Origin of the sequence: Halalkalibaculum sp. DA3122, assembly GCF_043951865.1 — a bacterium.
GTDB lineage: Bacteria > Bacteroidota > Rhodothermia > Balneolales > Balneolaceae > JAMQKA01.
This window is the reverse complement of sequence record NZ_JBINJF010000003.1, coordinates 128,284-153,958: the sequence shown is the minus strand read 5'-3', so window position 1 is coordinate 153,958 and position 25,675 is coordinate 128,284. Positions and strand designations below refer to the sequence as shown.

General features: G+C 51.5%; 21 protein-coding genes and 1 tRNA gene. 10 read left to right on the top strand and 12 right to left on the bottom strand.

Features of this window, described 5'->3' with window-relative positions; all coding sequences use genetic code 11:
* Positions 1–60: 60 nt before the first annotated feature.
* From ACG2F4_RS03440 to gatC, 10 genes are all read right to left on the bottom strand, one after another.
* Positions 61–1,044 carry a sulfotransferase gene (locus ACG2F4_RS03440; protein WP_395258441.1) on the bottom strand — a complete coding sequence of 328 codons (984 nt, stop codon included), beginning with the start codon at positions 1,042–1,044 and terminating at the stop codon, positions 61–63.
* Positions 1,045–1,056: 12 nt separating this feature from the next.
* Positions 1,057–2,550 carry an oligosaccharide flippase family protein gene (locus tag ACG2F4_RS03435; protein WP_395258438.1) on the bottom strand — a complete coding sequence of 498 codons (1,494 nt, stop codon included), beginning with the start codon at positions 2,548–2,550 and terminating at the stop codon, positions 1,057–1,059.
* Positions 2,551–2,560: 10 nt separating this feature from the next.
* Positions 2,561–3,571, bottom strand: coding sequence for a sulfotransferase family protein (locus tag ACG2F4_RS03430; RefSeq protein ID WP_395258436.1), 1,011 nt, complete (start codon positions 3,569–3,571; stop codon positions 2,561–2,563).
* A gap of 211 nt (positions 3,572–3,782) precedes the next feature.
* Positions 3,783–4,451 (bottom strand): sulfotransferase family protein, encoded by a 669-nt coding sequence (locus ACG2F4_RS03425; RefSeq protein ID WP_395258433.1) that lies wholly within the window; start codon positions 4,449–4,451, stop codon positions 3,783–3,785.
* A 24-nt stretch (positions 4,452–4,475) separates the two neighbouring features.
* Positions 4,476–5,327, bottom strand: a complete 852-nt coding sequence (locus ACG2F4_RS03420) for a sulfotransferase (RefSeq protein WP_395258430.1) — start codon at positions 5,325–5,327, stop codon at positions 4,476–4,478.
* Positions 5,327–6,487 carry a glycosyltransferase family 4 protein gene (locus ACG2F4_RS03415; protein ID WP_395258427.1) on the bottom strand — a complete coding sequence of 387 codons (1,161 nt, stop codon included), beginning with the start codon at positions 6,485–6,487 and terminating at the stop codon, positions 5,327–5,329. Before ACG2F4_RS03415 ends, ACG2F4_RS03420 begins: the two co-directional genes overlap by 1 nt.
* Positions 6,484–7,824 carry a polysaccharide deacetylase family protein gene (locus ACG2F4_RS03410; protein ID WP_395258424.1) on the bottom strand — a complete coding sequence of 447 codons (1,341 nt, stop codon included), beginning with the start codon at positions 7,822–7,824 and terminating at the stop codon, positions 6,484–6,486. The genes ACG2F4_RS03415 and ACG2F4_RS03410 overlap by 4 nt, the downstream gene beginning before the upstream one ends.
* Positions 7,825–7,835: 11 nt before the next feature.
* Positions 7,836–9,122, bottom strand: a complete 1,287-nt coding sequence (locus tag ACG2F4_RS03405; protein WP_395258422.1) for a glycosyltransferase family 4 protein — start codon at positions 9,120–9,122, stop codon at positions 7,836–7,838.
* 100 nt (positions 9,123–9,222) lie between these two features.
* The gene (locus ACG2F4_RS03400; protein WP_395258419.1) at positions 9,223–11,730 is read right to left on the bottom strand and encodes a YfhO family protein; all 2,508 of its coding nucleotides are present in this window, start codon (positions 11,728–11,730) and stop codon (positions 9,223–9,225) included.
* A gap of 2 nt (positions 11,731–11,732) precedes the next feature.
* The gene (gene gatC, locus ACG2F4_RS03395; RefSeq protein WP_395258416.1) at positions 11,733–12,020 is read right to left on the bottom strand and encodes an Asp-tRNA(Asn)/Glu-tRNA(Gln) amidotransferase subunit GatC; all 288 of its coding nucleotides are present in this window, start codon (positions 12,018–12,020) and stop codon (positions 11,733–11,735) included.
* 362 nt (positions 12,021–12,382) lie between these two features.
* Between gatC and ACG2F4_RS03390 the strand changes: the two genes are divergently transcribed.
* From ACG2F4_RS03390 to ACG2F4_RS03360, 7 genes are all read left to right on the top strand, one after another.
* Entirely contained in the window at positions 12,383–12,664 is a 282-nt protein-coding gene (locus ACG2F4_RS03390; RefSeq protein ID WP_395258414.1) for an HPr family phosphocarrier protein, read from the top strand.
* Complete coding sequence (gene ptsP / locus ACG2F4_RS03385; protein WP_395258411.1) at positions 12,661–14,391, top strand: phosphoenolpyruvate--protein phosphotransferase; 1,731 nt, start codon at positions 12,661–12,663, stop codon at positions 14,389–14,391. The genes ACG2F4_RS03390 and ptsP overlap by 4 nt, the downstream gene beginning before the upstream one ends.
* 13 nt (positions 14,392–14,404) lie before the next feature.
* Positions 14,405–15,475: a bifunctional phosphoglucose/phosphomannose isomerase gene (locus ACG2F4_RS03380; RefSeq protein WP_395258409.1), complete on the top strand. Its 1,071-nt coding sequence runs from the start codon at positions 14,405–14,407 to the stop codon at positions 15,473–15,475.
* A gap of 160 nt (positions 15,476–15,635) precedes the next feature.
* Positions 15,636–16,418 (top strand): biotin--[acetyl-CoA-carboxylase] ligase, encoded by a 783-nt coding sequence (locus ACG2F4_RS03375; protein ID WP_395258406.1) that lies wholly within the window; start codon positions 15,636–15,638, stop codon positions 16,416–16,418.
* Positions 16,390–17,754 carry a tRNA lysidine(34) synthetase TilS gene (gene tilS, locus ACG2F4_RS03370; RefSeq protein WP_395258403.1) on the top strand — a complete coding sequence of 455 codons (1,365 nt, stop codon included), beginning with the start codon at positions 16,390–16,392 and terminating at the stop codon, positions 17,752–17,754. The genes ACG2F4_RS03375 and tilS overlap by 29 nt, the downstream gene beginning before the upstream one ends.
* Positions 17,755–17,761: 7 nt before the next feature.
* The gene (hpt, locus tag ACG2F4_RS03365; protein ID WP_395258400.1) at positions 17,762–18,340 is read left to right on the top strand and encodes a hypoxanthine phosphoribosyltransferase; all 579 of its coding nucleotides are present in this window, start codon (positions 17,762–17,764) and stop codon (positions 18,338–18,340) included.
* Between the two features lie 301 nt (positions 18,341–18,641).
* Positions 18,642–18,730: transfer RNA gene (locus tag ACG2F4_RS03360), tRNA-Ser, on the top strand.
* A 159-nt stretch (positions 18,731–18,889) separates the two neighbouring features.
* Here the strand turns inward: ACG2F4_RS03360 and ACG2F4_RS03355 are convergent.
* Both ACG2F4_RS03355 and ACG2F4_RS03350 read right to left on the bottom strand, forming a co-directional pair.
* Entirely contained in the window at positions 18,890–19,318 is a 429-nt protein-coding gene (locus ACG2F4_RS03355; RefSeq protein WP_395258398.1) for a secondary thiamine-phosphate synthase enzyme YjbQ, read from the bottom strand.
* Between the two features lie 64 nt (positions 19,319–19,382).
* A complete protein-coding gene (locus ACG2F4_RS03350) occupies positions 19,383–20,159 on the bottom strand; it encodes an SDR family oxidoreductase (protein ID WP_395258395.1) in 777 nt (258 codons plus the stop codon).
* 827 nt (positions 20,160–20,986) lie between these two features.
* Here ACG2F4_RS03350 and ACG2F4_RS03345 point away from each other — a divergent pair.
* From ACG2F4_RS03345 to typA, 3 genes are all read left to right on the top strand, one after another.
* On the top strand, positions 20,987–21,844 hold the full coding sequence (locus tag ACG2F4_RS03345; RefSeq protein WP_395258390.1) for an SAM-dependent methyltransferase: 858 nt from the start codon (positions 20,987–20,989) through the stop codon (positions 21,842–21,844).
* 292 nt (positions 21,845–22,136) lie between these two features.
* Positions 22,137–23,462, top strand: coding sequence for an APC family permease (locus ACG2F4_RS03340; RefSeq protein ID WP_395258387.1), 1,326 nt, complete (start codon positions 22,137–22,139; stop codon positions 23,460–23,462).
* A 375-nt stretch (positions 23,463–23,837) separates the two neighbouring features.
* The gene (gene typA, locus ACG2F4_RS03335) at positions 23,838–25,658 is read left to right on the top strand and encodes a translational GTPase TypA (RefSeq protein ID WP_395258384.1); all 1,821 of its coding nucleotides are present in this window, start codon (positions 23,838–23,840) and stop codon (positions 25,656–25,658) included.
* Positions 25,659–25,675: the final 17 nt, after the last annotated feature.

Below are 25,675 nucleotides of genomic sequence, written 5' to 3'. Positions count from 1 at the left end.
GTCTTGAGTTTTGGGTTGTGGATTTTCCGGTGGCTGAATGTGTCCCACACATATCGTCGTTCAAAAGCGTTCTAAAATTTGTTTAAAACGCTGCTTCTCCTCGGTGCTATCTTTATAACTGCTGTACTCAAACCGGGCCGGAGGTTCTTGGGTGATCGGGATCTCAACTCCATAGAGCTTCCGGACTCGATCGGTCACGGCCTCCAGCAAACCCGCCGGATTTGAACAGAGTTTATCATACGAAAACGACAATCCCCGGCCGGAATCCTCCATGTCTTCCAGTTCCTGGTGATAAAACTTTTTCAGGTAGTGAATCTGTCCGGCGATTTGGTGCCAGTAGTCTTTGTCGATAATCTGTTCATACTGCGGGGGAACGTAGCTCCACCAGTTGTTGGGATCGTCGTAGTATTTTCGGCGCGCCTCCAGGATGGAAACGGCGGTATCCAGCGGATCGCGTTCGATATAGATCCAAAGTGTTTGTTCCAGCACGTTGTTGAGCTTTGGGATGTGATACGAGCCGAAGATATTCTTAAACACCATCGGGCGGTTGAACTGCGCCTGCATGTTGGCCAGTGCTTTTCGGAGCCCGCCCCAGTCGATCTGATCTTCGATGGCACGGGCGTTTTTGATGTTTTTGAAGGAATCTTTTTTGAGCCATTCCCGCCAGAAATAACCGAATTCGTGGATATCCGCCAGCTCTTGGGTGGCCCCGTAGTGCGATTGAAACGCCTGGAAGCGGCCCGTTTCCAGCACGCTGTCAGCAAACCGGATGCCGGTTACGGGGGCCCTCCAAAACCGGGCCGCCAGGTTGTTGATATAGCCCACGTCAAGGCAGTGGACCAGCAGCTGGCTCAGTAGGGTGGTGCCGGAGCGCGGCAGGCCGATGACGAACAGGAAAGGATGAGAGGGCGGGATGTCGGCATATTCCTGCTGCTCGAAAGGCTGCAACGCGCTGTTAAATTGATCCAGGAACGCTTCCCTGTCGGCAGATTTCCGGTACTGCCCGGATCGCTGTCGGTTTAACTTGGTGTGCTCCATGCTCATGGTATATAAACGTTAGCGGTTCTTGAGGAATGCCCGAATGCGGCGCACCGTCTCGATCGTCAGTCGCTTGACGTCGTCAGAAAGGTCAAACATAAGGATTAATCCGAGGAAAACAGAGGCGATTGCCAGCGACCGGACGGTGACGTCGACCACAAAATTGACCATGTAGGGAATCTGAAATGAGGCCAGCAGGCATCCGGCTGCAATGAGCAGTACCCACAAGGCCTCCCGGCGGAGTGGCTGCATTGAAAATTTAATCCATACAAAAACGTACTTGATCAGGTTGTAGATAAAAATCGAAATGGCAGTGGCCAGGGCCGCTCCCAGTATACCGTAAACCGGGATCAGCAGGTAATTGGTGACGGCAGTCAATACCACCAGTAAAATCATGGTGTGCAGGTCGAACCGGTAGTGCCTGGAGTGCAGGATAATCTGCCCGTTTACGCCGGCCGCCATATCAATGAGTTTGGCAAAGCCGATAACGATGATGACCCATCGCCCTCCGTGATATTCCGACGGAAGCAGATCCATCAGGTTGTGCATGTTGGCCCAGATGCCCACCAGCAGCAGGCTTCCTCCGATGATCTGGGTGAGCGAGGTCCGGCTGTACAGGTCGCGTATCCGGTCGTAGTTTTTCTCTTTCGAAAGGTCGGCGATGATCGGCGTGGCGATTTTGGCAATGGAGCGCTTTGGAATTTCGATCACGGATCCAACATAAAAGGCGATGGCATAGACCGCCGTGTTGGCCAGGTTCGACATTGATCCGAGCATGATGATGTCGATGTTGCTCACTAAAATAGTGGTCAGCCCGCCAAGCATGGTGTAGGTGCCGTAGGCCAGCATGTTGCGCGCCAGCTTTCTGCTAGAATCTCTGAACGGAATGGCAAAGGCAAGTTCTCCCCTGGCGTAGAGATATCCCAGCAGGGCCAGCGGTTCGGTCGCATAGACCAATACGAACAACAGCATGAAGAGGGTGAAATCGAACAGGCCGAAGGAGTAAAGGATCAACAGCGCGATAATGAGAATACGCATCACCACTTCATTCAGAAACGACCCGGTAACGGAATCCTTGAGTGCCCGTACGTAGCTGTTGAGTACCTCGTAGTAAAGCACCACGCCCACCAGTGGCAGCAGGTAAAGGTAATACCGGTTGATGAGCTGGGACTGGTCCCGGTAGTAGTAGATGAGCTGATCATCGAAGAGGAAAAAGAGTATCGTGAAGATCAGAAATCCCCCCATCGGCACTACCACGGTGAGGAAAAGGAGTCCATGTTTGCCGGAGGATGTCTCTTTGAAATGGGGGAGATAGCGGGTGACCGTGTTCTTCATCCCCAAATGGGCGAACTGGGTGCATACCATGGTCAGGGAGATCAGGATGCGGGTGAGTCCGTACTGGTCGGGTGTCAACACGCGGGGATAGAGCAGGATGGTGGAGATAAATCCCAGTCCCACTCCCACGTAGGCGATGACGGTGTTTTGAATGCTCTGTCGAATGATTACACCCAAAGTTCGGACCTCATATTTCGTTACCCGGATTGTATGAAAGATAGGCCAGCCAGAGTCGGTTGACCAGGTACCGCCTGATGCCTTCGCCGTTGACTTTTTCCAGGAATCGCCTCATCGGTGGATCCGGGAGTTTCTGGTAGCCGAACTCCTCAAACGGGTAGTCAAACAACCTGTTGAGCAGCAGTATTTCCATGGCACTGATCTCCCTTTTCCAGCTGTCGATACGGCTTTGGTCAAAGCCGGAGAGATCCCGCCCCGTGGCGCTGTTGCCGCTCCAGGGGGCCCCGAACTTTGTCGGTTCAAGCAGGGACTTGTCAAACCGCAGATCCAGGAACTCCACCATCTTGTTGATCTCTTCCTGTGGATCTGAAAGCAGGTCTTCATATCGAACCAGGTAATAGTCGTCGATCAGCTGCCGGTTGCGGTACAGGTGGTAGTAGTTGTTGTAAAGAGAGTTGAGCATGCGAAATACTAGGGGAAACCCGGATTGGAGAACCTTCGCCTTGCGCAGCGACACGATATTTGCGTAGGGATTTCGTACAATATGTATGAACCGCGCTTGGGGGAACATCTGCTGCAGGAACAGTGCAAATTCCGCGTGTTCCACTGATTTTTCAACGATGCGCTTGTTCTCTGGGAGGGGACGGTCATACAGTGCCTGGTGATACCCCTCCATAAGCAGGGTAAACCGCTCGCGGTTGTTCATTTCACTGGAAAACCGCCCGAACACCTCCAGAAATCTCGATACCTCAATTGTAAAGTTGGCGGGAGAATCTCCCAGCCGGTCGTCGGTGTTGTTGAGGTGCCGAAGCCGGTCGCCAAATCGATTGATGATCGTTTCCCTGCTCACCTTCCGGGGCTGCTCCCTGCGGTAGTCATAATCCACCCAAAAGCAGCAGTTTTGGAAAAAGTGGGATTCGAAGGGAACAACAAACAGGTCGGGGTGGCCATCGAAGATGCTCCGCAGCAACGTCGTGCCCGATTTGTGGGCTCCAAGCAGGAAAATGGGTCTGTCATTCATAGTATCAGGTGCTGCTTAATTCTGCAAGAGGTCCGGGCAAAACGGTTGTTTTACCCAATGTTAGCTTTTTCGCGAATTCGAAATACTTGGCTCTGAAATTTGATCCAGATAATAGGTTTTAGGAATTGATGCTGATAATTGGCTAAACGTTGCGGTCCACAATATAGGAAGTTTACAGCAGTTGGCCTGAATTATTCGATTCGGTGCGGCGTTAAGCCTTGTCCGCATCTATACCCTTCTCGCTGACTTTCGGATACATCCAGTTCCACCGCGTGCCGTTTTCGACCAGCCCTTCTTCGTAACTGAGGCCGATGAAAGGGAGCAGGTCCTTCAGAACCGAGTCGGTTTGGTTGATTAAATCTTTGAAGGAGAGCGTGCGGGCATTTTCTCTCGGCTTCAGTGTATCCAGTATGGCCGTACCCCGGTCGATGGTGTAGTCGATTTCATTCGTGCTGATCTCCCTGTTTTTTATGGTGCCATCCATGCCGGTCCAGGTAACCGCTCCCCGGTTTTGAATGCTGTTTCGAACGTCAACCGGATCTCTTTCGATCAGGATCAGCCTCAGGTTGGGAATGATCAGGTAGTCGTTGATGGAATAGGTGCTTTTTGGCCACCGTTTCAGGAGGCCAAGTCGATTTGCCAGCTTAACGGCAATGGTGCGCCGTCGGTCCAGGTCGATCTGTCGGGGCACGCACAGCTTGTTGCCAACCACCGGTTTGCCCAGTACATCCATCCAGCTGCGCCCGAAATCTTCGCAAATAACACTGGCTTTTGAGTGCGCCCCCAGCAGGCTGGCCAGCAGCGAAGTACCCGAACGCGGGAGCCCGAGGATCAGCAGGTGCGTGCGTTCTTCCTGTTTTTTACGGCGGATTAAATTCAAAATAGGCCTGGTTGTTGTCGTTTTTTATGTGAAATAACGCGAACGCAACGGGGTCCATTGCTCCAGTAGCTGCCCGGTAACCCGGTCTTTCGGAACCCGGCTTTTGTCCTGTTGATTTACCGGCCGACTGATTTTGTTCCGGATGACCGATTCAGCAACCGGGTTTATATCCAGGAAATCAAATATCCTGAACGTGGTATCAACTGAATGGAAGAGTTCTTCGGCGCGGATGGTCAGCACCCGCTCCTCCGGGCAGGTCTCTTTAAACGCTTCGATAAAGCCATTGGTTTCATTCCAGAGCCAGGCAATTTTTTCTGCCTGACTCACCTGGTTATCTTCGGGGGCAATTCGGCCCTCGTCATGCAGTACGGTGCCGCTGTACCAGTTGCGGGCCAGCCCGCTGGTGATAAATTCCTCGGGCTTCCTGACCAGGTGGATGAAGTTGGAACCGGGAAAAAGGTCTGCGAGGGCATGGCAAAAAAAGGTGATGCGGTTGTTGGTCTCCACGTACTTTTTCCCGAGCACCCAGGCATCACGGATCTGTTCGTAGCGTGCCGAATCTATAATGCTGGATACGAGCTCCGGTTTTTCACGGGCATTTTTGTAGGCAAAACTGCTGTAGTAGGTTAATTCCGGGGTTGGAACGTGCTGCGGCCTCAGTTGATCGCTTTCCTGCAGGATATCCGTTAGCAGCCTGGTGCCGCAGCGACCAGTGGAGAGGACGAAGCAGGGAGCGGCTTCCCGGTGCACCCTGTCATAGAGGCTGCGAACGTCAACCTCCCGGATTTGCCGGTGAATCCGGCTCTGGTCGCGCAACTCACGATAGAGATCGACGTTTACCTGGTAAAATTTTTCAAGAATTTGCCTGAGTTTCATCAGCTTGCTCCTGTCACTTTGTTCAACAACTCGTCAAACTGCTGACGAAAATTGTCGGTGTCAAATTCCTGTACCCGTTTAAACAACCGGTCCCTGCGCTCTTTTTTGGCTCTTGGCGGAACGTCGATCACCCGCTTTATGATTGCTGCTGCTTCAGCGGTGTCGGAGTATCGCAGATCCTGATCCGGGACGATCTCCACCTGTCCGCCGGAATCGGGTACCACCGGAAGGCAGCCGTGGGAGATCGCTTCCACGGTGGTGATGCCAAACGGTTCATTCCGGATGGAGTGGAGGAACAGGCCCGCGCGATCCAGCAAAGTATTCAACTGATCAAACGGAAGATCGGGCAGCAACTCTACGTGATCAAGTCCATGCCGCTCTTTATAAGCCCGGCATTTCTCAAAATAGTTTTGATCCGAGAGAAAGCCCATAATCCGGAACTGAAGATTCGGCAGCTGCCGGGCAATTTCAAGCTGCTCCATCTGTCGTTTTTCCGGGGCAAACCGTCCCAGGCTCACCACCATCATTTCATCTTTGGGAGACGACGGCAGACCGTCGGGAATCTCCACCGGGGGATACAGCACGTCAACATCGGCAGCCTCCATAGCATAATGGTTCAGCAGCGTTTGACGGGTAAACGTTGAGTTGGCCAGGACTATTTCCTCTTTGTCAACGTGGTTGTCGAACCGGTAGGCATGGGAAGCCAGCATAAATGGATCATGGCGTATGTGGTACCACTTTTTCCGGGGACCCTCCGGCCTGTGGATCGACTGCGCCCGGGAGAGGCCACGCGCTTTTCTGGGGAAGTGAACATAACTTATCAGTTTTTGCCGACCTGGACGCTCGTAGAGAAAGGAGGTATTGTTGTGATTGATTACGATATCATATTTTCTCAACTCATGCCGGCTGATTTTGTTGAACAGGAGGATGTGCCATTCATAGGGTATCCGCAGGTCGGCCAGGATTTCCCGAACCCTGAACTGTACCTCCATATTATATTTTTGGGCCGCAAGCTCGGGTGAAACTTTGGATTTCAGCGTTACCAGATCGGGAACAACCCCCTTTTGGTTCAGGCTGCGGATCATCTGCAGCATCACGTGGAAAACGCCGCCGGGATATATCCGATTTCTCATCAAGGCTACGCGGGGCGTTCTGTTCATCTGCTCGAAAAGTTAAAGGTTTGAAGTACCGTTTCCGCCTTTGTAATCAATGCCTCATCGGTCCTGGCCCGTGTAAATACTTCGTCAAGCACATCCTTCCAGCCGTGGTACTTTAGGTCAGAGAAATAGTTGTTATGCCACAAGATGGAGACCGCACCGTTGAATTTGTGGAGCTCCCGGATGACGGGCTCAATACCGGAGAAGGCCTGTTCGGGAGGCAATCCCATATATTTGGCGTTGTGCAGGGTGACATCCATGACGGCCAGGGGAATTTCCAGGACAGTGGTGGGTCTGTTATTTTCGAGATCATACAGGGGGAAAGGGTGGCAGATGCCGTTTCTGAATCCCACATGCTCCGAAAAACCGAGGGTGCTGTCGTACTCCAGGCCGCAGCTGGATAGAATTCCCGGTGTTTTACGGACATCAAACATGAGGAAATGAAAACGGTTGCCCTTGATGGTCGGTCCACACCGGTTTATGCTTCGCTTCAGGGCGGCCGGGGATCGATGCGCCTCAACATCTCCGTGGAGCCCGATTTCTGCTCCCGCATTGCGAACCTGGTCCATGAGTTGGGGGATCGCCGGGTCCTCCAGCGAGTAATCGGCGTGCTTAATTCCCTGGTGCGTTCCCTGCCTTGCAAGGAAAAAGAACGTGGAATCCACACCTCGTTTTTTTTCAAACGCAATAATCTCTCCCAAGTTAAACCAGGGATCATCGCCCTTCATCTTTTGCAACAGGATGCTGATCAATCTGCCCGGTTTTCCGCTCTTTAAGGCCGAATAACCGTCTTGCAGCCAGCCGGAGTAGACGCTGTCAATATCGTGCGTGAGAATGAATGTATAGGGATGGCTTTCGATCTTTCTGGGAGCAAGCTCAACGCTATAGACCTGCTCGATGGCCGTTTTCAGGATATCAAAATAGTAGTTGACAAACGGGATGTGAGGGGCTCCCAGCTTGAATTGCAGACTTTGCCTGTAGGGATAACGCCCATATTCGTCCCTTTTTGGGGAAACATATTCCTGCCATCCGCTCAAAAAGTAGAATGAGGCGCCGATGATGTCATAAGAAAATCTGATAGCATCGGACTGCCGGGTAAAAAAATCGGCCTCGGCGGTCTGCTCAAACAGGAACGGTACTTCCGTGTTTTTCCACTCCCTGAATGTCAGAGTGGCGGGATCAACCTGGTTTCGATCCTCGAAGAAGTCGCCCGCATGGTTGGGTACAAAAACCCCTTTGGTGTTGGGAGATTGATCATCACCATAAAAAATTTCGACCTCGTCGGGCACCTGGTAAAGATGTCGGAAAATATTGAGTACGTAGCGGCTGCGGGTATCCATAGGCTGGGAATCTAACGGTTGGAAATCAGTTCTCCCAATTGTCGGGTCAGGCGCAGGCGTGAGAACGGGTGCTCTTTCTGCCCTTGGGGTTGCTTGTAGGCCTGCGCCTCGGAACGGGAATAATGTTCCAGGAACTCCGTAATTTCGGGCACCTGGTGGTGTTCAAAACAGACACCCTGCCCTGCTTTCCGAATGATCTGCGCGGCATCGCCGTTAACGGTGCCGAGAAAAAGGATGGGGGTCCCTGAACCCAGGTATTCAAACAGTTTTCCTGTGAGGATGAGTTCGCTGCCGGGCGTTTTGGAGATGCTCAGCAGCAACAGGTCGGCGGTGCACATGGCGCGGATCGCCTCCTCATGCGGGACATAGGGTTTTAACTCAACCACATCACGGAGGTCCAGCTCATCAACCCATTCACGGAGGGAGGGATGATGATTCCCAATAAACTCCATCCTGTATTTTCCGGGATTTTTAAGTCTGGCCAGGGCCCTTAAAAACCCATCGGGGATCGCCCCGTCCCGCACGCTCCCCACAAAGCGGATCGTGAGTTGGGATTCCGATCTGTTTTCGGGTTTAAAATTTCCAGGTTGAAAGTCATCGGGATCAAAGCCGTTGGGAATAACGTGGTAGGTGCGATCGATGATTTTGCGCTGAATGTCGACCATTGAGTCAGAAATTACGACAACTTCATCGGCGTTTTGGAGGATCGATTTCTCCAGCTTTTCATCAATGTGCCGGGCCAGGGAGGTGCGCGGCATCAGCTTGTTGTAGTAGACACCGGTCCACGGATCGCGGAAGTCGGCAATCCACCGGATGCCGGTTCGTTCCTTCACATGCTTTCCGGTAAAATGCACAGAATGGGGGGGACCCGTCGTGATGATGGTACCAATATCGTGCTCTTCGACAATCGACAGCGCGCTGGACCGTGCGCTGAGCAGCCAGCCCGCACGGGCATCCGGCAGAAAAATATTGGCACGGATCCAGGCGCTAAGCTTGGCACTCCAGCTGCCGGATTTGAGCTGGATGGTAGGCTTGGTTGAGTCTGCGACGGATTTGCCGACCAGCCTGGAGTAGAGCGAAAACGGCTCAATGGTGTTCGATTTAAAGACTTCCACCTCCTCAGGGATATCTGATTCCAGGCTTTCGTCCCGTATCGGGTAGGTGGGATTTTCAACCGTGAGAACAAACGGCTGAATATCGAATTGGGGAAGGTATTTGGCAAACTTCAGCGGTCGCTGCACGCCGGCACCACCGCTCGGCGGCCAGTAATAGGTTACGATAAGCGCCCGTTCACTCATATTTCACACCGTTTGAGCTTAAGAACACCGAACAAGGAATCTTGAATTTCAAATGTTAAAGTAGCTGAAAAAATATTCAGTATTCGATATTCCGTGTTCGTTATTCGGCATTCCCCTTCTCTTCTCTGCGCCGGTACCATAGTCCCAGGCCTGCCAGTAAAATACTCCACTGCAGCAGGTTCGAGGCCCACGCGATGCGTCCACCCCAGATGTATGATGTTGGATTAAACTCCATCCGCAGGGTGTGTTCGCCGGCGGGCACGTTCATGCCGCGCAGCACGTAGTTGGTTTTATAGATTTCTGCAGGCTCGCCGTCGATGGTCAACTCCCATCCCTCGGGATAATAGATTTCGCTCAGTACGAGGTAGCCGGGCGTGCTGCGCTTAGTCGTCAGTTCGATGGAGCGCGCATCATAATGTGTTACCCGGACCGCGGCCGCCGTATCGGGCTGGATGTCGGTGGATGGATTCCCTTCCACAATAGCCGTTTCAGCAGGATTAAACTGCTGCACCGGCTGCATCGCATCTACGGCTTGCCGGGCTGTGGAGACGGTTTGAATCGAATCCACAAAAAAGGCTTTGGGCAGGGCGGTGTTATTTTCATATACGAAGCCGTCATTCCCGGAATACACCTGCGTCAGGTTGTCAAACGGGAGCTGCTGGGGGAATGTGATATACTTGACATTCAACATATTCAGGATCGGCATCGGCAGGGGAAGACGCATGGAGCCGGATTCATCGAGCAGAAACTGATCGATAAGATCCTGGTAGTAACTAAGCTTTGCCCCGGAATAGCCCCCGATAGTGGGATAAAAATAACTTTGAATCGAGTTGTTAAACGGGTTGTCACCTAACCGGAACACCCTGTAAGGCCACCCGTTGCCACTGTCCACATTTTGTTGCAGAAACTTGTCGAGGGGCCGCTGTTGTTGTTGAATGGCCCGCTCCGGATCCACCAGTTCACTGACCATGCTGTCCTCGTTTATGTAGCGATTGCCCACCGACAGGTAATCGTACGAGGCCACAATGACAAGAGCGAGAAGGAAATAGCCGGCACTGATTTTTCGCCTCATGAACCCGACAATCAATCCACTTACTACCAGCGCAATGACAAAATAGCGTATGGAGTCATTTTGAGCGATCTCCTTGCGCTGTGGTTTTAGCTGGGAATTCATGAAATTGTTAACGGCTTGCTGAACCTGGGGATCCGACGGCTGAACGTTGTTGCGCTGGGCGACCTGCCGGGCAAACTGTTGCCGTTCTCCCGGTTTTTCGAATGAGAGCAAGGCATTGCTTCCCAACGCGAAGACAACTCCAAGGACCAGGGCTATGCCCAGCGGAAGGAAAAGGGATTTAAGGTTTTGGGATTTCTGTTTTGCCTGCTCAAACAGGTACTCCAGGCCGAAAACACCAACCACGGAATAGCAGAATACCGTGACGATGAGCCACATCTCGGGCGTCCTGAATTTATTGAAGTAGGGCATGTAGTTGAAGAACACCCGGTTGAACGTTTCGAAGTGGCGACCGAGAGAAAATAGAAGCGTCAGGGTGCCTACCCCAAAAAACAGGTACTTCAACTTGTGTTTGGATCTCAGCAGCCCGATTAGGGCGAAAATAAATGCAACAGCGCCAAGGTAGTGTGGACCGCTGGTAACCGGTTTGGGTCCCCAGTACGCCTGGCTGGAGGCACCACCGAATATGCCGGGTATGACCAGGGTGAGCAATTCACTGATGCCTTGCGACCACTGGAATGCGTAGTTTAATCCAAGCCCACCGCCTCCTTCGGCAAGGGCAGAACCGCCCCGGGTGCTATAGGGCGAATATTCCAGGAATCGCCAGTATTGCTGGGCATTACCCGCAAACCCCAGCAGCCCGGCAAGAATGACCAGCCCGGTAGTGCCGAGCCACGATTTTAACTGCTGCTTTTTATAGGCCTGCCACGTATCGTAAACCCACCAAAAGCCGAGCAGGTAGAAGAAATAGTAGGTAACCTGGGGATGTCCCGCCCTGAATTCAAGGGTCAAGGCGATCGCAAAAAGAGCAAAGCTGAGCAGTTTTTTATCGCTGCGCGTCAAAAGCCAGTAGCCGATGAACATCCAGGGGACAAATACATAGGCGATAAACTTGGTGTTGTGGCCCGCACCGATAATTATGGGGATGTAAGTAGTAAAACTGATACAGACCGCCCCTATAAGAGAAGTCAACGGTCGCATGCCCATGAGAAAGAGGAGAAGATACCCCCCGCCGAGCAAAATCCAGAAATGGGCGACAGGATAGATGCTTCTGGTCGCAGTGCGAATCAACCGGTCGATATGGGGTACCGAGTTGTGAACTGAAATGCCGTAGGCGGGCATCCCCGAAAATACGTTCGTAGCCCAGAGCGGTTCCCGGTCATGAGTTTCTCGGTAGTCAATGATCGACTCGGCGCTTGCCCGCCACTGCTCGGTGTCATGACCCATGAATCGCTTGCCCCCGAGGGAGGCATCATCAAAAAGAATAAAGGGCAATACCAGGATGATCAGGAGCGCCACAAGGTGTTGCTTGCCCTCCGGAAGCGAAGATATGAAGTCGTCTTTATAAGAGGAGACCGCTGATTTTTTGGAGGCCATAGTTATTCGATAACCCTTGGAACCCTGAAATAGTCGGTGTCGGCATCGGGGGCATTTTTAAGAGCATCCTTGTGGTCGACCGGCTCTTTGGCCTCGTCTTCACGGAACCGGTATTCCAGATCGGTCACGTGTTCAAGCGGTTCAACATCGGTCGTGTCCACTTCCGCAAGCTCATCCATATAGCCGAGAATATCGTTCATATCTTCCTTGAGCCCTTCGGCCTCTTCGTCGGTTACCTGGAGCCGCGCCAAATGGGCTATATACTGGACATCATCTTTTGTTACGGACATGTGCTGGGTCTATAAGTTTCGAATTAAACAGGTTCAAAGTTAACAAAACAGTTTGCAGTGAACAATGATCAATTGGTTTTGAATAGCAATCGAAATTTTTACAGGAGCATGATTCGAATTTCACGATTTAGCCCTAAAACTTGAACGTATTTCGTACTCCGTATTGCGTATTACTCTGCTTGAATCTGGGAAAATGCTTTTCCAAATACGCAGTTCGAGATACATAAAAATGGCAACTATTCCCAATCATACAACGACCGTAGAACTAAGTCTCCGCGCAGGCTGTTTATTGCCAACTGATCCGTGTGGATACTTTAGGTAATAATTCTGATCTTGGCCTTTCAAAAATTATAAGTAATTTAATGATCCGAAAGAAAGTAAATATCGTAAACGACGCAGGACTGCACGCCCGCCCGGCGGCTTCGCTGGTTAAGCTGGCCAGCAAGTTTGACTCAGATTTTTTCATCCATATGCACGGCTACCGGGTGAACGGGAAAAGTATTCTGGGGGTGATGACTCTGGCTGCCGAAAAGGGTGCTGAATTGGAGATAGAAGTGGAGGGTCCTGACGAGGAGGAGGCAACCGAGGCGATCACGGAATTGATAGAAGATGGTTTTGGAGAAGAAATAACAGGTGATCAATGAACACCGATGTAGAACAATCTGCTTCAAGTGAATTTGTGTTGAAAGGCGTACCGGCTTCCAACGGAATTGCCATGGGCAAAGGGTATATCTACCGGAGGCCCAAACCAGTGATCAATACCGAAAAGATCAGTTCCGGCAGCACAGCCAGGCACCTGGAACTGTTTGATGAAGCCAAAAGAGTGATTGAAACGGAACTGGTCCGCCTCAAACGCAAGGAGGTGGATGAGATCTCCCTGCAGGTGATCGACGCCCAGATAGAGATGGTGAACGACCCCGAACTTGAGGAGCAGGTAAAGCAGCTGATTGAAAAACAGAATCGTTCGGTGGATTTCGCGGTCAAGCAGGTATTTGATTCTTACCTGGAGATGCTCAAAAAGAGCCAGAACCAGATCAGCCAGGAGCGGATCGTAGACCTGGAGGATGTCCGCGACCGGCTGATACAGGTGGCGACGAACTATTCCATAGATCTGGATATTGAACCGGGCAGTATCGTGGTTGCGGAGGATATCAGCCCCCGGGAGGTTATTCAGTTTTCTGACTACAATATCAGCGCGCTGGTTACGGATCACGGCGGGCAAACCTCTCACGCCAGTATACTGGCCCGTTCCATGGGGATTCCCTCCGTGGTGGGTACCAAGCGAACCTGTCAGCTGGTGGAATCCTCTTCCCAGATAATTGTGGACGGCAACGAAGGGATGGTCATCATAGATCCCGACCAGTGCCAGCTAGATGAGTATCGCGAAAAGATCAAACACCAGCAGGTTGAGGAGCAGAAACTCAGGCGTATCATTTCGGAACCTTCCGTAACCCGGGATGGAACTCCCTTTCAACTGCGGGCAAATATTGAGTTTGCCGAAGAGCTGCCCAACGTCCAAAAGTACAAGGCCGAGGGGGTGGGGCTGCTGCGGACCGAATCGATCTATATCCGCAAAGAACATTTTGAGAACCAGGAAAAGCAGACCGATTTTTATTCCGAGATCCTGCAAAAGGCCGGCTCCGCCCCGGTTACCATCCGCCTGTTTGACGCCGGCGGGGACAAGTTTTTCAGTATGAATGCGGATGAGCGAAACCCGTTCCTCGGATGGAGGGGAGTGCGGATGCTGCTGGACGAGCGCGATCTGCTGCGCGAGCAGCTCAGGGCGATTCTTACCGTGGCCGGCCGTTACCCGGGGCGGGTTAAGATTTTGGTGCCGATGGTATCGGTGATGGAAGAGGTGCTGGAGGTAAAGGAGGAGATATCCGCCATCCAGGAAGAGCTGCGGCAGGAGGGAGTGCCGGTAGACGACCGGGTGCAGGTCGGCATTATGGTGGAGGTTCCCAGCGTGGCGGTCAAGGCGGAGGCTTTTGCCAAAGAGGTCGATTTTTTCAGCGTGGGAACCAACGATCTGACGCAGTATACGCTGGCGGTGGATCGGGGAAATGAATTGATATCAGAACTGTACCAGGAGATCCATCCCGCCATCATGTCACTGATTCATGACTGCGTAGTGGCAGCTGAAAACGAGCAGATCGATATTGCGGTCTGCGGCGAAATCGCCTCTTATCCCAAGGCGGCTCTTTGCCTGGTAGGCATGGGAATTACCGAATTGAGTATGTCTCCTGTATCAATTCCCAAGGTGAAAACACTGCTGAAAAAATATTCTGTCGCTGAAATGAAAGAGCTGGCCGACAAGGTGCTTTCATCTTCAACGACTGCCGAAGTGAATAGCATATTGACGAATCTTTAGACACGCTGATTCCATGGAGTTGACAAAATCAACAATCGAGGATATTGATACTCAGCAAATGTGGGACCTGCTGGTGGATTTTCCCAATCAGTGGAATGAAGCGGTTGAAACAACGGAGCAGCTGGAGATATCACTGGACCCGAAAAAAATAAAAACGATCTGCATTGCGGGTATGGGGGGATCTGCCATTGCGGGCGACCTGATTCAGGCCTATACCAAAGATACAGCTCCTGTACCGGTTGAGGTCGTAAAAGGATATGAAGTACCCCACTGGGTCAACAAGGAGACCCTGATGGTGGCTTCCAGCTTTTCGGGCGATACCGAGGAAACGCTGGCGGCTCTCCGGCAGGCTCGTAAAAAAGGGGCCACCCCTGTTGCCATTACGGCCGGCGGTGAACTTATGCTCAGGGCTACGCGCGACCATTTTGACTATTTCAAGATACCGAGCGACATACGGGCCCGGGCGGCCGTCGGCTACAGCTTTATCATCTTGTTCAGAATTTTTCAAAAACTTGGGTTCCTGAATGAAGGACGGGAAGCGCTCAGTGAGACCAGGCAGTTCCTGGAAAACCAGGTTGAGCTCCTCTCGAACCACCGTGACAATGAAGCGTTGACACTCGCCCGGGATCTGGCTGAGACACTCCCGGTCGTGTATACCAACAACAACTTTATGAAAGCGGTGGGAATGCGCTGGTGCACGCAGTTCGAGGAAAATTCCAAGACGCTGGCGTATCGCAACGAGTTCCCGGAGATGACACACACCGAAATTGTGGGCTGGGAACGGGTAGCCCACCTCACCGGCCGGCTTTCGATTCTCTTTCTTATGGATCGCGAAGATGGCGACCGCATTGAACAACGGATGAATATCACCCGGGAACTGATTGAGGATCAGGCCGACTCGATTATTATACTGAAAACGCGGGGGGAAAGCCGGCTGACGCGCATGTTTTCGCTCATACAGCTGGCAGACTGGACCAGCTTTTATCTTGCCGTCATAAATGGAGTGGATCCAAGCCCGGTGGCGAAAATCGATCTTTTTAAGAGCAAACTGGCTGAAAGCCCGGATTTGGGGAGTGGAAATTGATTTGCAACCGGTTTTCTTTTGAGTAATGCGGGATTCGTAAGTAACTGCCATTTTAAGCGTGCAGCAACGGATTGTGAAATTATCCTTGACACAGCTCTCAGAAACAAGCAGCCTCTGACAACTGACAACTGACAACTGACAACTGACAAGCCAGGAAAATTTGTTTGATGTAGATCAATTTAAAAAGGCTCTCAACACGCGGTGGGTTGGGCATGAGCTGCAGTATTTTGAGAGGCTTGATTCCACCAACTCGTATTTGAGAAGCGTGAGTGGTGAGGAGATCAGCCACGGTATGGTTTGTCTGGCCGATAACCAGTTAAAAGGGCGGGGGCAGTATGAACGGAACTGGGAATCATCCCCCGGAGAAAATTTGACATTTACCATCGCATTTAAGCCTGGTCGTGCCGAGCGGCTGCACGTATTGACACTGGCCTGTGCATACGCTGCCACGGCTCTGATAGAGCATAATACCCCGCAAAAAGCCTCCATCAAGTGGCCGAATGATGTGCTGATCGGAAATCGGAAGATAGCAGGTGTGCTCACCGAAACAGTATTCAGCGGAAACAGTCTGGACCGGGTACTCGTGGGCATCGGTTTCAATGTAAACCAGGACCTGTTCAGGGATGATTTAAAGGAGCACGCAACCTCTCTAAAACTCGAAAACGGCACTTCGTTTAGCCGGGAGCTACTGCTGGCGGAATTCATCGGATTGATAGAACACTGCTACACCCGCTGGCACCAAAATGATACCGACCTGTTGCGGTCGGTGAACCAGAAATTGATTGGCTACGGCGAATGGATTCGATTGTCGATTGACGGGCATACCCGCTCCGACAGGTACAAGTTGCTGGGAATCAATGAAAAGGGGCGGTTAACTGTAATCAACCACGAGGCCGAGGTAAAAACCTTTTCCTATGAACAGATCCGGCTTATCACTGATTGAAGAACGCGTCAGGCGGCACCTGGAACACTATTTCCCCCAAACGGGGTCTCCTGTCTTTGTTATCGGGGTGAGCGGCGGGCCCGACTCGATGGCCCTGTTGCATATTTTTAAGCAGCTGGAGGTTGAAGCGGTGGTTGCACATGTAAATTACCAGAAAAGGGGAAGCGAGTCAGATAAAGATCAGCAGCTGGTTGAGGAAACAGCACGGGAATGGAATTATCGCTGCCACAGGCAGCAGCTCGATGCCAGGGGAGCCGGGGAGAGCAATTTCCAGCAGTGGGCCCGGGATCAGCGCTACCAGTTTTTTCGAGACCTGCAGCATGAGCATAATGCGGATGCCATAGCGGTTGCTCACCACCAGGACGATCAGGTTGAAACGGTACTGCAAAAATTATTTCGGGGAGCTGGTCTGGAGTCATGGAGTGCCATGAGTGTGTGGGATCCTCCCCTGTTTAGGCCTCTTGTTGATAGCTCACGGCGGGAAATTATGAATTATGTGGAAACGCATGGCGTGCCCTGGCGGACCGACCGGAGTAACCTGGAGTCAGAATTTGCGAGAAATCTGCTTCGGAATGAGTGGCTGGACAAGCTGGATGAATTTTTCCCGGGCTGGAAGCAAAATGTGCTGAGGCTGCCGGAACGGGCGGCCCTGTTTTCACAGGCGCTTCGTTATATCGCCGGCCGCTTGACAGACAACCGCAACCGGATTGATATGGTTGCGTTCCGGAATTTGGAACCCGGCTTGCAGAAGGCGCTGGTGCTGCACCTGCTCAAACAGAGCGATCCCGGTATAGAGATTACAAGTGGGGCACTCCGGCAGGTGGAGAAGCTGTCCGATCTGCAAACGGGCAAATCGATTCAGCTAACCGAACACTACTCACTGCTGAATGATCGTGAATGGCTCAAAATTGTGTATGAGCAATCCGAATCGCTGAATTTGATCGAGCTCGATGAGGAGACCCTGAGGCAGCAGCCGTTCATCTTTGATGATCTGGTATTTGCCATCGAGCCGTTTGTGGACCCTTCCTTTGAAACGGCCCTGTACCTGGACCTGCAGAAATTGCACTGGCCGCTGGTGCTGCGCAGCTGGAAAGCGGGGGACGCTTTCCAGCCTTTTGGCATGGTTGGACACCAAAAAATATCGGACCACCTGACCAACCGGAAAATCAGTGCCGCTGAAAAGGGAAAAGCCCTTGTCCTGAAAACTTTTGAAGATACAATCTGTGCGGTTATCTTTCCGCCGATTGAAAAAATGAATCCCCCGGGCACTATTTCCGAGCTGGTCAAATGCGAGGAGGATACCGCCGAGTGCCTGGTAATACGGTGGAAACAGTAGCAGACCGATGTCATTATACAAACCCCAAACTGTAAATTGCAACGGCGAAACGTTCAAAGTGTATCTGTCAGAAGAGAAGATCAGAACACGGGTTGCCGATTTGGCTAAACAGTTAAACCGGGATTATTCCGGTAAAAAGCCGATTTTTATCGGGGTGCTGAACGGGGCGTTTATTTTTTTATCCGATCTTCTGCGCCATATCAGCATCCCGTCAGAGGTAGATTTTTTGAAGTTGAGCAGCTACGGGGATGAAAAAGTATCGTCCGGAGAGGTAAGAGATCTCAAAGACATTGATGCCAATATCGAAGATCGCCACGTCCTGCTGGTGGAGGATATCGTAGATACCGGTCTTTCGATGAAGTACATGGTGGAGAAACTGGAGCAAAAGAATCCGGCCTCCATCGCCACAGTTACGCTGCTGTACAAGCCGGAGGCCACCCGCCACGATATACCGCTGGATTACGTGGGATTCAGGATACCGTCGCTCTTTGTTTTGGGATATGGCCTTGATTACGCCCAGGAGGGCCGGAACCTGGCCCAGATTTATATTCTCGATGAAGGTGAATCCCGATCCGATCACACCTGAACCGTTGAGGCCGGGAGCACTGCCGGGTATTCTGGAAGACAGGGATCTTTGCAGAACCTGCTATTGTGTTGGGAGGTGGTTTTAATTGATCTTTTAAACAGCGGTCCAACTTCCCCGGAACGAGGAATTGAAGGTTTTGCAAAGTCCATAAGTATTGACTACTCGAATGGGAGATCAAGATGATTTTCGTTCGTATACAATCGATCTTCGGCAGGATAAACGGCTGAATGTCGTGTGAAAAGCGAAAATTGAATTTGGTATTGATATGAAAAGAAGAGGCCCGTATATTTGGGACTTCCTTGGAGAGGTGGCTGAGCGGTCGAAAGCGCTCCCCTGCTAAGGGAGTATACCCTAAACAGGGTATCGAGGGTTCGAATCCCTCCCTCTCCGCTTTTGGTTTTCGAATTTCAGAACAGGGAATACTGAATGTAGAACCGTTCATTCGCAATTCGAGATTCCTTGTTCAATATTCAACATCCACCTCTTCCCTTAATTTTTTCCATTCCCGACCATTCATCCACTCACTCAATCACTCAATCACTCAATCACTCAATCATCCAACGCCCCGTGCAGCGTAACGACCAGTTTACGGCTGCCACCCCTGTTTCGGTGTTCACAGAGATAAATTCCCTGCCAGGTACCCAGGTTTAGTTTGCCATTCGTTATCGGGATGCTCACCGAGGAGCCCAACAGTGAACTTTTGATGTGCGAAGTCATGTCATCCGGCCCCTCCAGGGTGTGCTCGTACAATGAGGTGTCTTCCGGGACCATGCGTTTGAAATGGGTGTGAAAATCGCGGCGGACCGAGGGATCGGCGTTTTCGTTGATAGTCAGGCTGGCGCTGGTATGCTGTATGAAAATATGGGCAATGCCGGTGCTGATCTGTTTGATCTCCGGAATATTGCGGAGTATTTCATCAGTAATGATGTGATATCCTCTTGATTTGGGAGAAAGACTGATTTGTGTTTGATGCCACATAATTTACAGAGTAGAAATTGAGATCAAGAAATCCAGTGAAATTGAGCTGCAAGGGATTCGGTATTTAGCCAAACAGTCCCTGGATGGCACCCCCGTCGTGGCTGATGGTTTGCCCTGTTACATAGGAGGCGTGTGGCGAAAGTAGCCAGCCCGCCAGCGAAGCGATCTCTTCCGGTTTCCCGAATCGCCCGACCGGGACTCCGGCTTCCATCTCGCTGCGGACCTCCTCGAGCGATTTGCCGCTGTCGTCGCTTCTCTTTTTAATAACGCGATTTATAGCCGGGGTGTCATGGGCCCCGGGCGCCAGCACATTGACGGTGATACCGTCTCCGGCCACTTCCTGGGAGAGCGATTTCGCGAAACCGACTACCGCCGCCCGGTACGAATTGCTCAGTACGAGAGAGGGAATCGGTTGTTTGACAGATTTGCTTTCCACGAACAAAATCCTGCCGTATTCGTGGGCGGTAAAATAACTCACCAGTCGCAGTACCAGCTCAATCTTCCAGCGCATCACCGATTCGTACGCCTTGTCCCAATCGTACATCGCCGTCTCCAGCGGTGTCAACGCCGGCGGTCCTCCCGAATTTATGACGGCCCCATGGAGCCCGGAATTGCCGATGGCCGACTCAATTTTGTTGTGCGTCTCCTCCTCGGTGAGGTCGCCCGCTACCGTGATGGCGGCCTCGCCATACTGCTCCTCCAGCTCTTTAAGTTTCTGCTCGCGACGGGCTACGACGATGACCGATGCTCCCTCATCCAACAGGAGCTCCGCAATTGCACGTCCGAAGCCGCTGCTTGCCCCGCACACCAAGAATCGATGATCATTTATCTTCAGGTCCATAGTATGTTTTTGAATAAAGATTAGTTGGTATCTGTTAGCGAACGCTGCCATTTCTCTTGTTTGCTCACGCAAGTGGTACGGCCAGCTGAAAAGGCTGTAAATTGCGTTTTGCAATACTCTACCTCCTTGCCGGGCAACCACGGTTGTACTACACGCGGCAAACGAGCAGAGGCAGGGGTAAAAGCTCTCGTAAAAAGTCACTCTTATTGACTCCAAATTCAAGAGATGATTTTGGCGCAGAGAGAAAACAAAAATGGGAAAGCGGGAACCGGTCTGCCTTGGTGCAGTAGAAATACACATCCAAGGCAGCTTCGTATTGAATTTTCAACAGTTGTGTGAGGGGTTATTCATTTAAAGAGGCCTTTGCAGAAGCGGATACTTAGCCCGTATTTCTCACAAATATTTATGTTGTTATGCCATAAGCCACTATACAACAAGGAGTTCGGTCTATTAAAATAAAACTTAAAGAGAGTTGATCTCCAACAAACTGTATGTTGCCGGGTTGAGAAAGGAAAAAGCTACAAAGGGAAATCGAAGGCGCCTGGCCCGGCGAAGTTATGGGTCGAGATATTTATTAACCACGGCTGTATGATCCGTAATATTAAGTAGCATCGACCCGATTCTGTATCGTTGTGTGCTGTTAAAAATCTTAAATAATAGAATATTTGTTTGACATCTTACGCTTTATGCTAATATTAAGTTTTTCAAGAACTTAATATTCATTTTGTTCTTAACATCAACGGATTTAATTGACCGATTGCCAACACTACTTGTCCATTAAATTCATCAATCAACATAATTAAGTTAAGTAGAGAAGGAGAATCTGAATGAGTTCAACAAAAATATCCGTATTCAAAGTAAAACCGTACAAGTATTTACAATTTTCTGTTTTGTCCGTACTGCTCTTGGGATTGGTCTCGTTGCCCTCTCAGGCACAGGATTTGGATGTGCCCTATGTTCCCACTCCTCAGCCAGTTGTCGATAAAATGCTGGAAGTTACCGATGTGGAAGAAGGGGATTATGTTATTGATCTCGGTTCCGGTGATGGTCGTATCGTGGTAACCGCCGCCAGGCGCGGTGCAGTGGGACATGGAATTGATCTGGATCCCCAGAGAATTAAAGAAGCACGGGCAAATGCGGAAAAGAATGCCGTAGAGGACCGTGTCGTATTTATCAACGGCGATATTTTTGAAGCGGACATCAGCCAGGCATCCGTTATCACTATGTACTTGTTGACCAGCGTGAATCGCAAACTGCGTCCTGAACTTTTTGAGCAGCTGCGTCCGGGGACGCGCGTGGTATCCCACAGTTTTGACATGGGCGACTGGGAGCCGGACAGCACCTTGAGGGTGGAAAGCTCGACCGGGAGAAATCACACGGTCTATTACTGGGTTATGCCGGCCCAGGTTGGCGGAAACTGGAGCTGGAATGTAGAAGGTGATTCGTTCGACCTGTCGGTGGAGCAACAGTATCAAAAGATTGATGTCGCCCTGGAGTCGAACGGTCGCGAACTGGCGACAGATCATGCCGTGGTAAAAGGGGAGCGAGTAAGTTTTACGGCGGACATGGGAGACCGGCACTATGTCTACAGCGGTCGCGTTGAAGATGGTGTGATAAATGGAACCGTGCAGATCCACGACGGGGAAAATGACCGCGTGCTGCACTGGTCTGCCTCTAAAAACTAGAATTTTGACAGGTCGGCGGTTATTGGTTGTCAGCGGGTATTCTACCCCCTTGGTTGGGGTAGTTGTTGCGGATCCGTAAAAACCTGGCGAAGTGGTCTTCATTCTATCAGGCATGAAGACCGCCTCCCGCTGCTTATGCATATTGATTTATCGTTTCGAGCGTTGGAAAGTGCTATTGCTTTTCCGGTCCGACAGTGGCAGTTGGCGGTCTGATCAGGTTTGCATATCTGCGAATCCGGTAACCAGTAATCAATTGATAAATGCTGCTCTACGACCGTAATATCTTATTTATATGAACCGAATTACAAAGGGTAATGGTACGCCCCAACCTGTGTTTTCAAACCTGAATGCCGTTGCCGTGCTCGTGGGAATTGTCATCGGCATCGGCATTTTTCGTCTTCCGCCACTGGTAGCCTCCAACGCCGGAAGTGGATTTGAATTCCTGGCGTTTTGGGTGGCCGGAGGCCTCATTTCGTTGATTGGTGCGCTCTGCTATGCGGAACTGGCAACCGCTTATCCCGATGCCGGAGGTGAGTATCATTTCCTGAGCAAGGCGTACGGTTCTTCGCTCGGTTTTCTCTTCTCCTGGGGGCGGATGACCGTGATCCAGACCGGTTCCATAGCACTTGCCGCATTTATTCTCGGCGATTATGCCACGACTATCTATTCCCTGGGACCGTACAGTTCCGCAATTTACGCCTCCATTACGGTTTTTGGGCTTACGGCGCTGAATCTCCTGGGCACCAATCCAGCCAAGAAAACGCAAAACCTGGTAACTTCCACCATCGTTATCATTCTCTTGCTGGCAGCTTTTTTAGGAATTACTGGAGGAGGCCACGCCGACGCAGGCGCTGCCGGTAGTCCAGGCACAGGGTCGGGGGGCTCCGTCGGGGCTGCAATGATTTTTGTGCTCTTAACTTATGGTGGATGGAATGAAGCCTCGTACCTGTCGGGTGAAATAAAGGATGTAAAGAAAAATATGATCCGGGTGCTGGCGATAGGCATCGGGGTGATAACCCTGATCTACGTTTCGGTCAATTACGCCTACCTGCAAGTACTGGGTCTGGAGGGACTGCAAAATGCGGATGCCGTCGGGGCCGACCTGATGGGAACAATTCTCGGATCGGGCGGGGCACTACTGCTATCATTTATCGTCATCATATCAGCGCTTTCCACCGCCAATGCTACCATCATTACCGGGGCGCGTACAAACTACGCCCTGGGGCGCGATTTTTCCTTCCTGAACTACCTGGGAGTCTGGAACTCGACAAAAAATACGCCGGCAAATGCGTTGCTGGTTCAGGGCGCTATCGCGCTGTTGCTGGTGGTACTTGGCGCGGTCACCGAAGACAGCGTCTCCACGATGGTGGACTATACGGCTCCCGTGTTCTGGTTTTTCCTGATGCTCACGGGAATCTCACTATTTATATTTCGATTTAAGAACGGCGAGAAGGATCTGGAATATCGAGTACCGTTTTATCCTGTTACGCCCATCCTGTTTATACTTACCTGTCTCTATATGCTGTATTCAAGTGTTACGTTCACGGGTATCGGAGCGCTGTTTGGTATCGGCATTCTGCTGATTGGCATCCCGGTACTGCTGATTGGCCGGAGATAAGAGCAGGTGCAGCTAGCCCGTCTTTCTCACGATAATGCATGCAAAAATCAGGTGCCCTGATGGCAGGCAGTGTCTTACATCATATATTACCGACCTATTTTTGACAGGGTGTAAAGCGCGGCCATTTTCCCTTTGCCTTGCTGAAGAACAAATTTCTTGGCGAGGTCCAGGCTAGTGCAGTTATTGGTTGTCCCTGACCGTTCAACCCGCTCCGGGATCCTGCAGGTAACGCCGGCTAAAATTAATACGGCTTTTGCAATGAATTCAGCAAATAAAACCTTATTTTGCGGGTCTTTTGAATTTTGCAATTAACCAATCGCTGTGCCGTCTCGGTGGCACAGCGATTGTATCTAAAGCCACAACATCTATTTATTTATGTCTAAGGATATCAGGAATATAGCTATCATTGCTCACGTAGATCACGGTAAAACTACGCTCGTGGATCAGATGCTGAAGCAAAGCGGGACCTTTCGCGAGAACCAGCAGGTGCAGGAGCGGGTAATGGACTCCGGCGACCTGGAGCGCGAAAAGGGGATCACTATCAGCTCCAAGAATACGGCAATAAAATGGAAGGATACGAAAATCAACATCGTCGATACTCCCGGCCATGCTGATTTCGGGGGGGAAGTGGAACGGATTATGAAAATGGTCAACGGCGTGATACTACTGGTGGATGCCGCCGAGGGACCACTTCCGCAAACGAAATTTGTACTGCGGAAATCTCTTGACCTGGGATACCGCCCCATTGTGGTGATCAACAAGATCGACCGGAAAGACGCGCGGCCCGACCACGTGCTCAACGAGATTTTTGACCTGTTCGTGATGCTTGATGCAGACAACGAGCAGCTCGATTTCCCCATTCTTTATGCGGAAGGGATCAACGGTATTGCCCGCCACGAGCTGGAGGATGAGAATGAAGATCTCGTTCCGCTTTTTGATACCATTATCGAGCATGTGCCGCCACCCGAACGGGAAGTGAACGCCCCGTTCAAGATGCTGGTCAGCGCTATTGACTGGAACGACTACGTGGGACGAATTGCCATTGGCCGGGTCGAACAGGGCACGATTGAGCAGAACCAGGAGATCGCCCTTGTCGACCGGAAGGGCGAACTGAAAGAGAAAGCCAAGGCTACGAAGCTGTTTACATTTGCCGGGCTGGGCCGGGAGCCGGTGGAGCAGGCGGCATCCGGCGATATTTTTGCCCTGGCGGGATATGAGAAAGTGAATATCGGCGATACGCTCACCGATGCGGAAGAGATGACCCCGATTGAATATTACGACATCGATCAGCCGACGATGGCGATGTACTTCCGGGTAAATGATTCCCCGCTTTCCGGACGAGAAGGCGAATATGTCACCTCGAACCAGCTGAAAGACCGCCTGATGCGTGAAATCCGTACCAACGTGGCGATCAAGGTCGATCAGACGGACAATCCCGATGTATACAAAGTGTCGGGCCGGGGCGAACTGCAGCTGGCAATACTCACCGAAACGATGCGGCGCGAAGGGTATGAGTTTGCCGTTTCCCGACCGGAGGTGCTCTATAAAGAGATTGACGGGCAGGTCCACGAACCGTTTGAAGAAGTGGTGGTGGATGTGCACCAGGACTACAGCAACCGCGTGATCGACAACCTTCAGCAGCGCAAAGGAATTATGACCTCCATGACGCAGGAGGGCGACAACAACCGCCTTATCTTCAAGGTGCCTTCCCGTGGATTGATCGGCTTCCGGGGTGAGATGCTGACGGAAACCCGCGGCACCGGTATCATGCACCAGCAGTTTGATGCCTATGAACCGTATGCGGGCGAAATTCCGGGACGCAACCAGGGAGCGCTTATCGCACTTGAAAAAGGGGAAGTGACCAGCTATGCCCTCGAGGGACTGAAAGATCGAGGTACTTTTTTCGTGGAGCCGGGCGACCCTGTGTATATGGGGCAGGTCGTGGGCGCCAACAAGCGCAGTGACGACCTGGTGGTGAATGTGGCCAAAAAGAAAAACCTGACCAACCACCGCGCCACGCAATCGGCTGATGCGGTCAAGATCGATCCGGCGAAAAAGATGAGCCTTGAGCAGCATATCGAGTTTATTGCCAAGGATGAGCTCCTGGAGGTCACACCCAAAAATCTGCGCATCCGCAAAATGTACCTCGATCACAACGAACGCAAGCGGGCGGAGAAGAAAAAGGAGCTGGTATAGATGATGGCCGATACCCG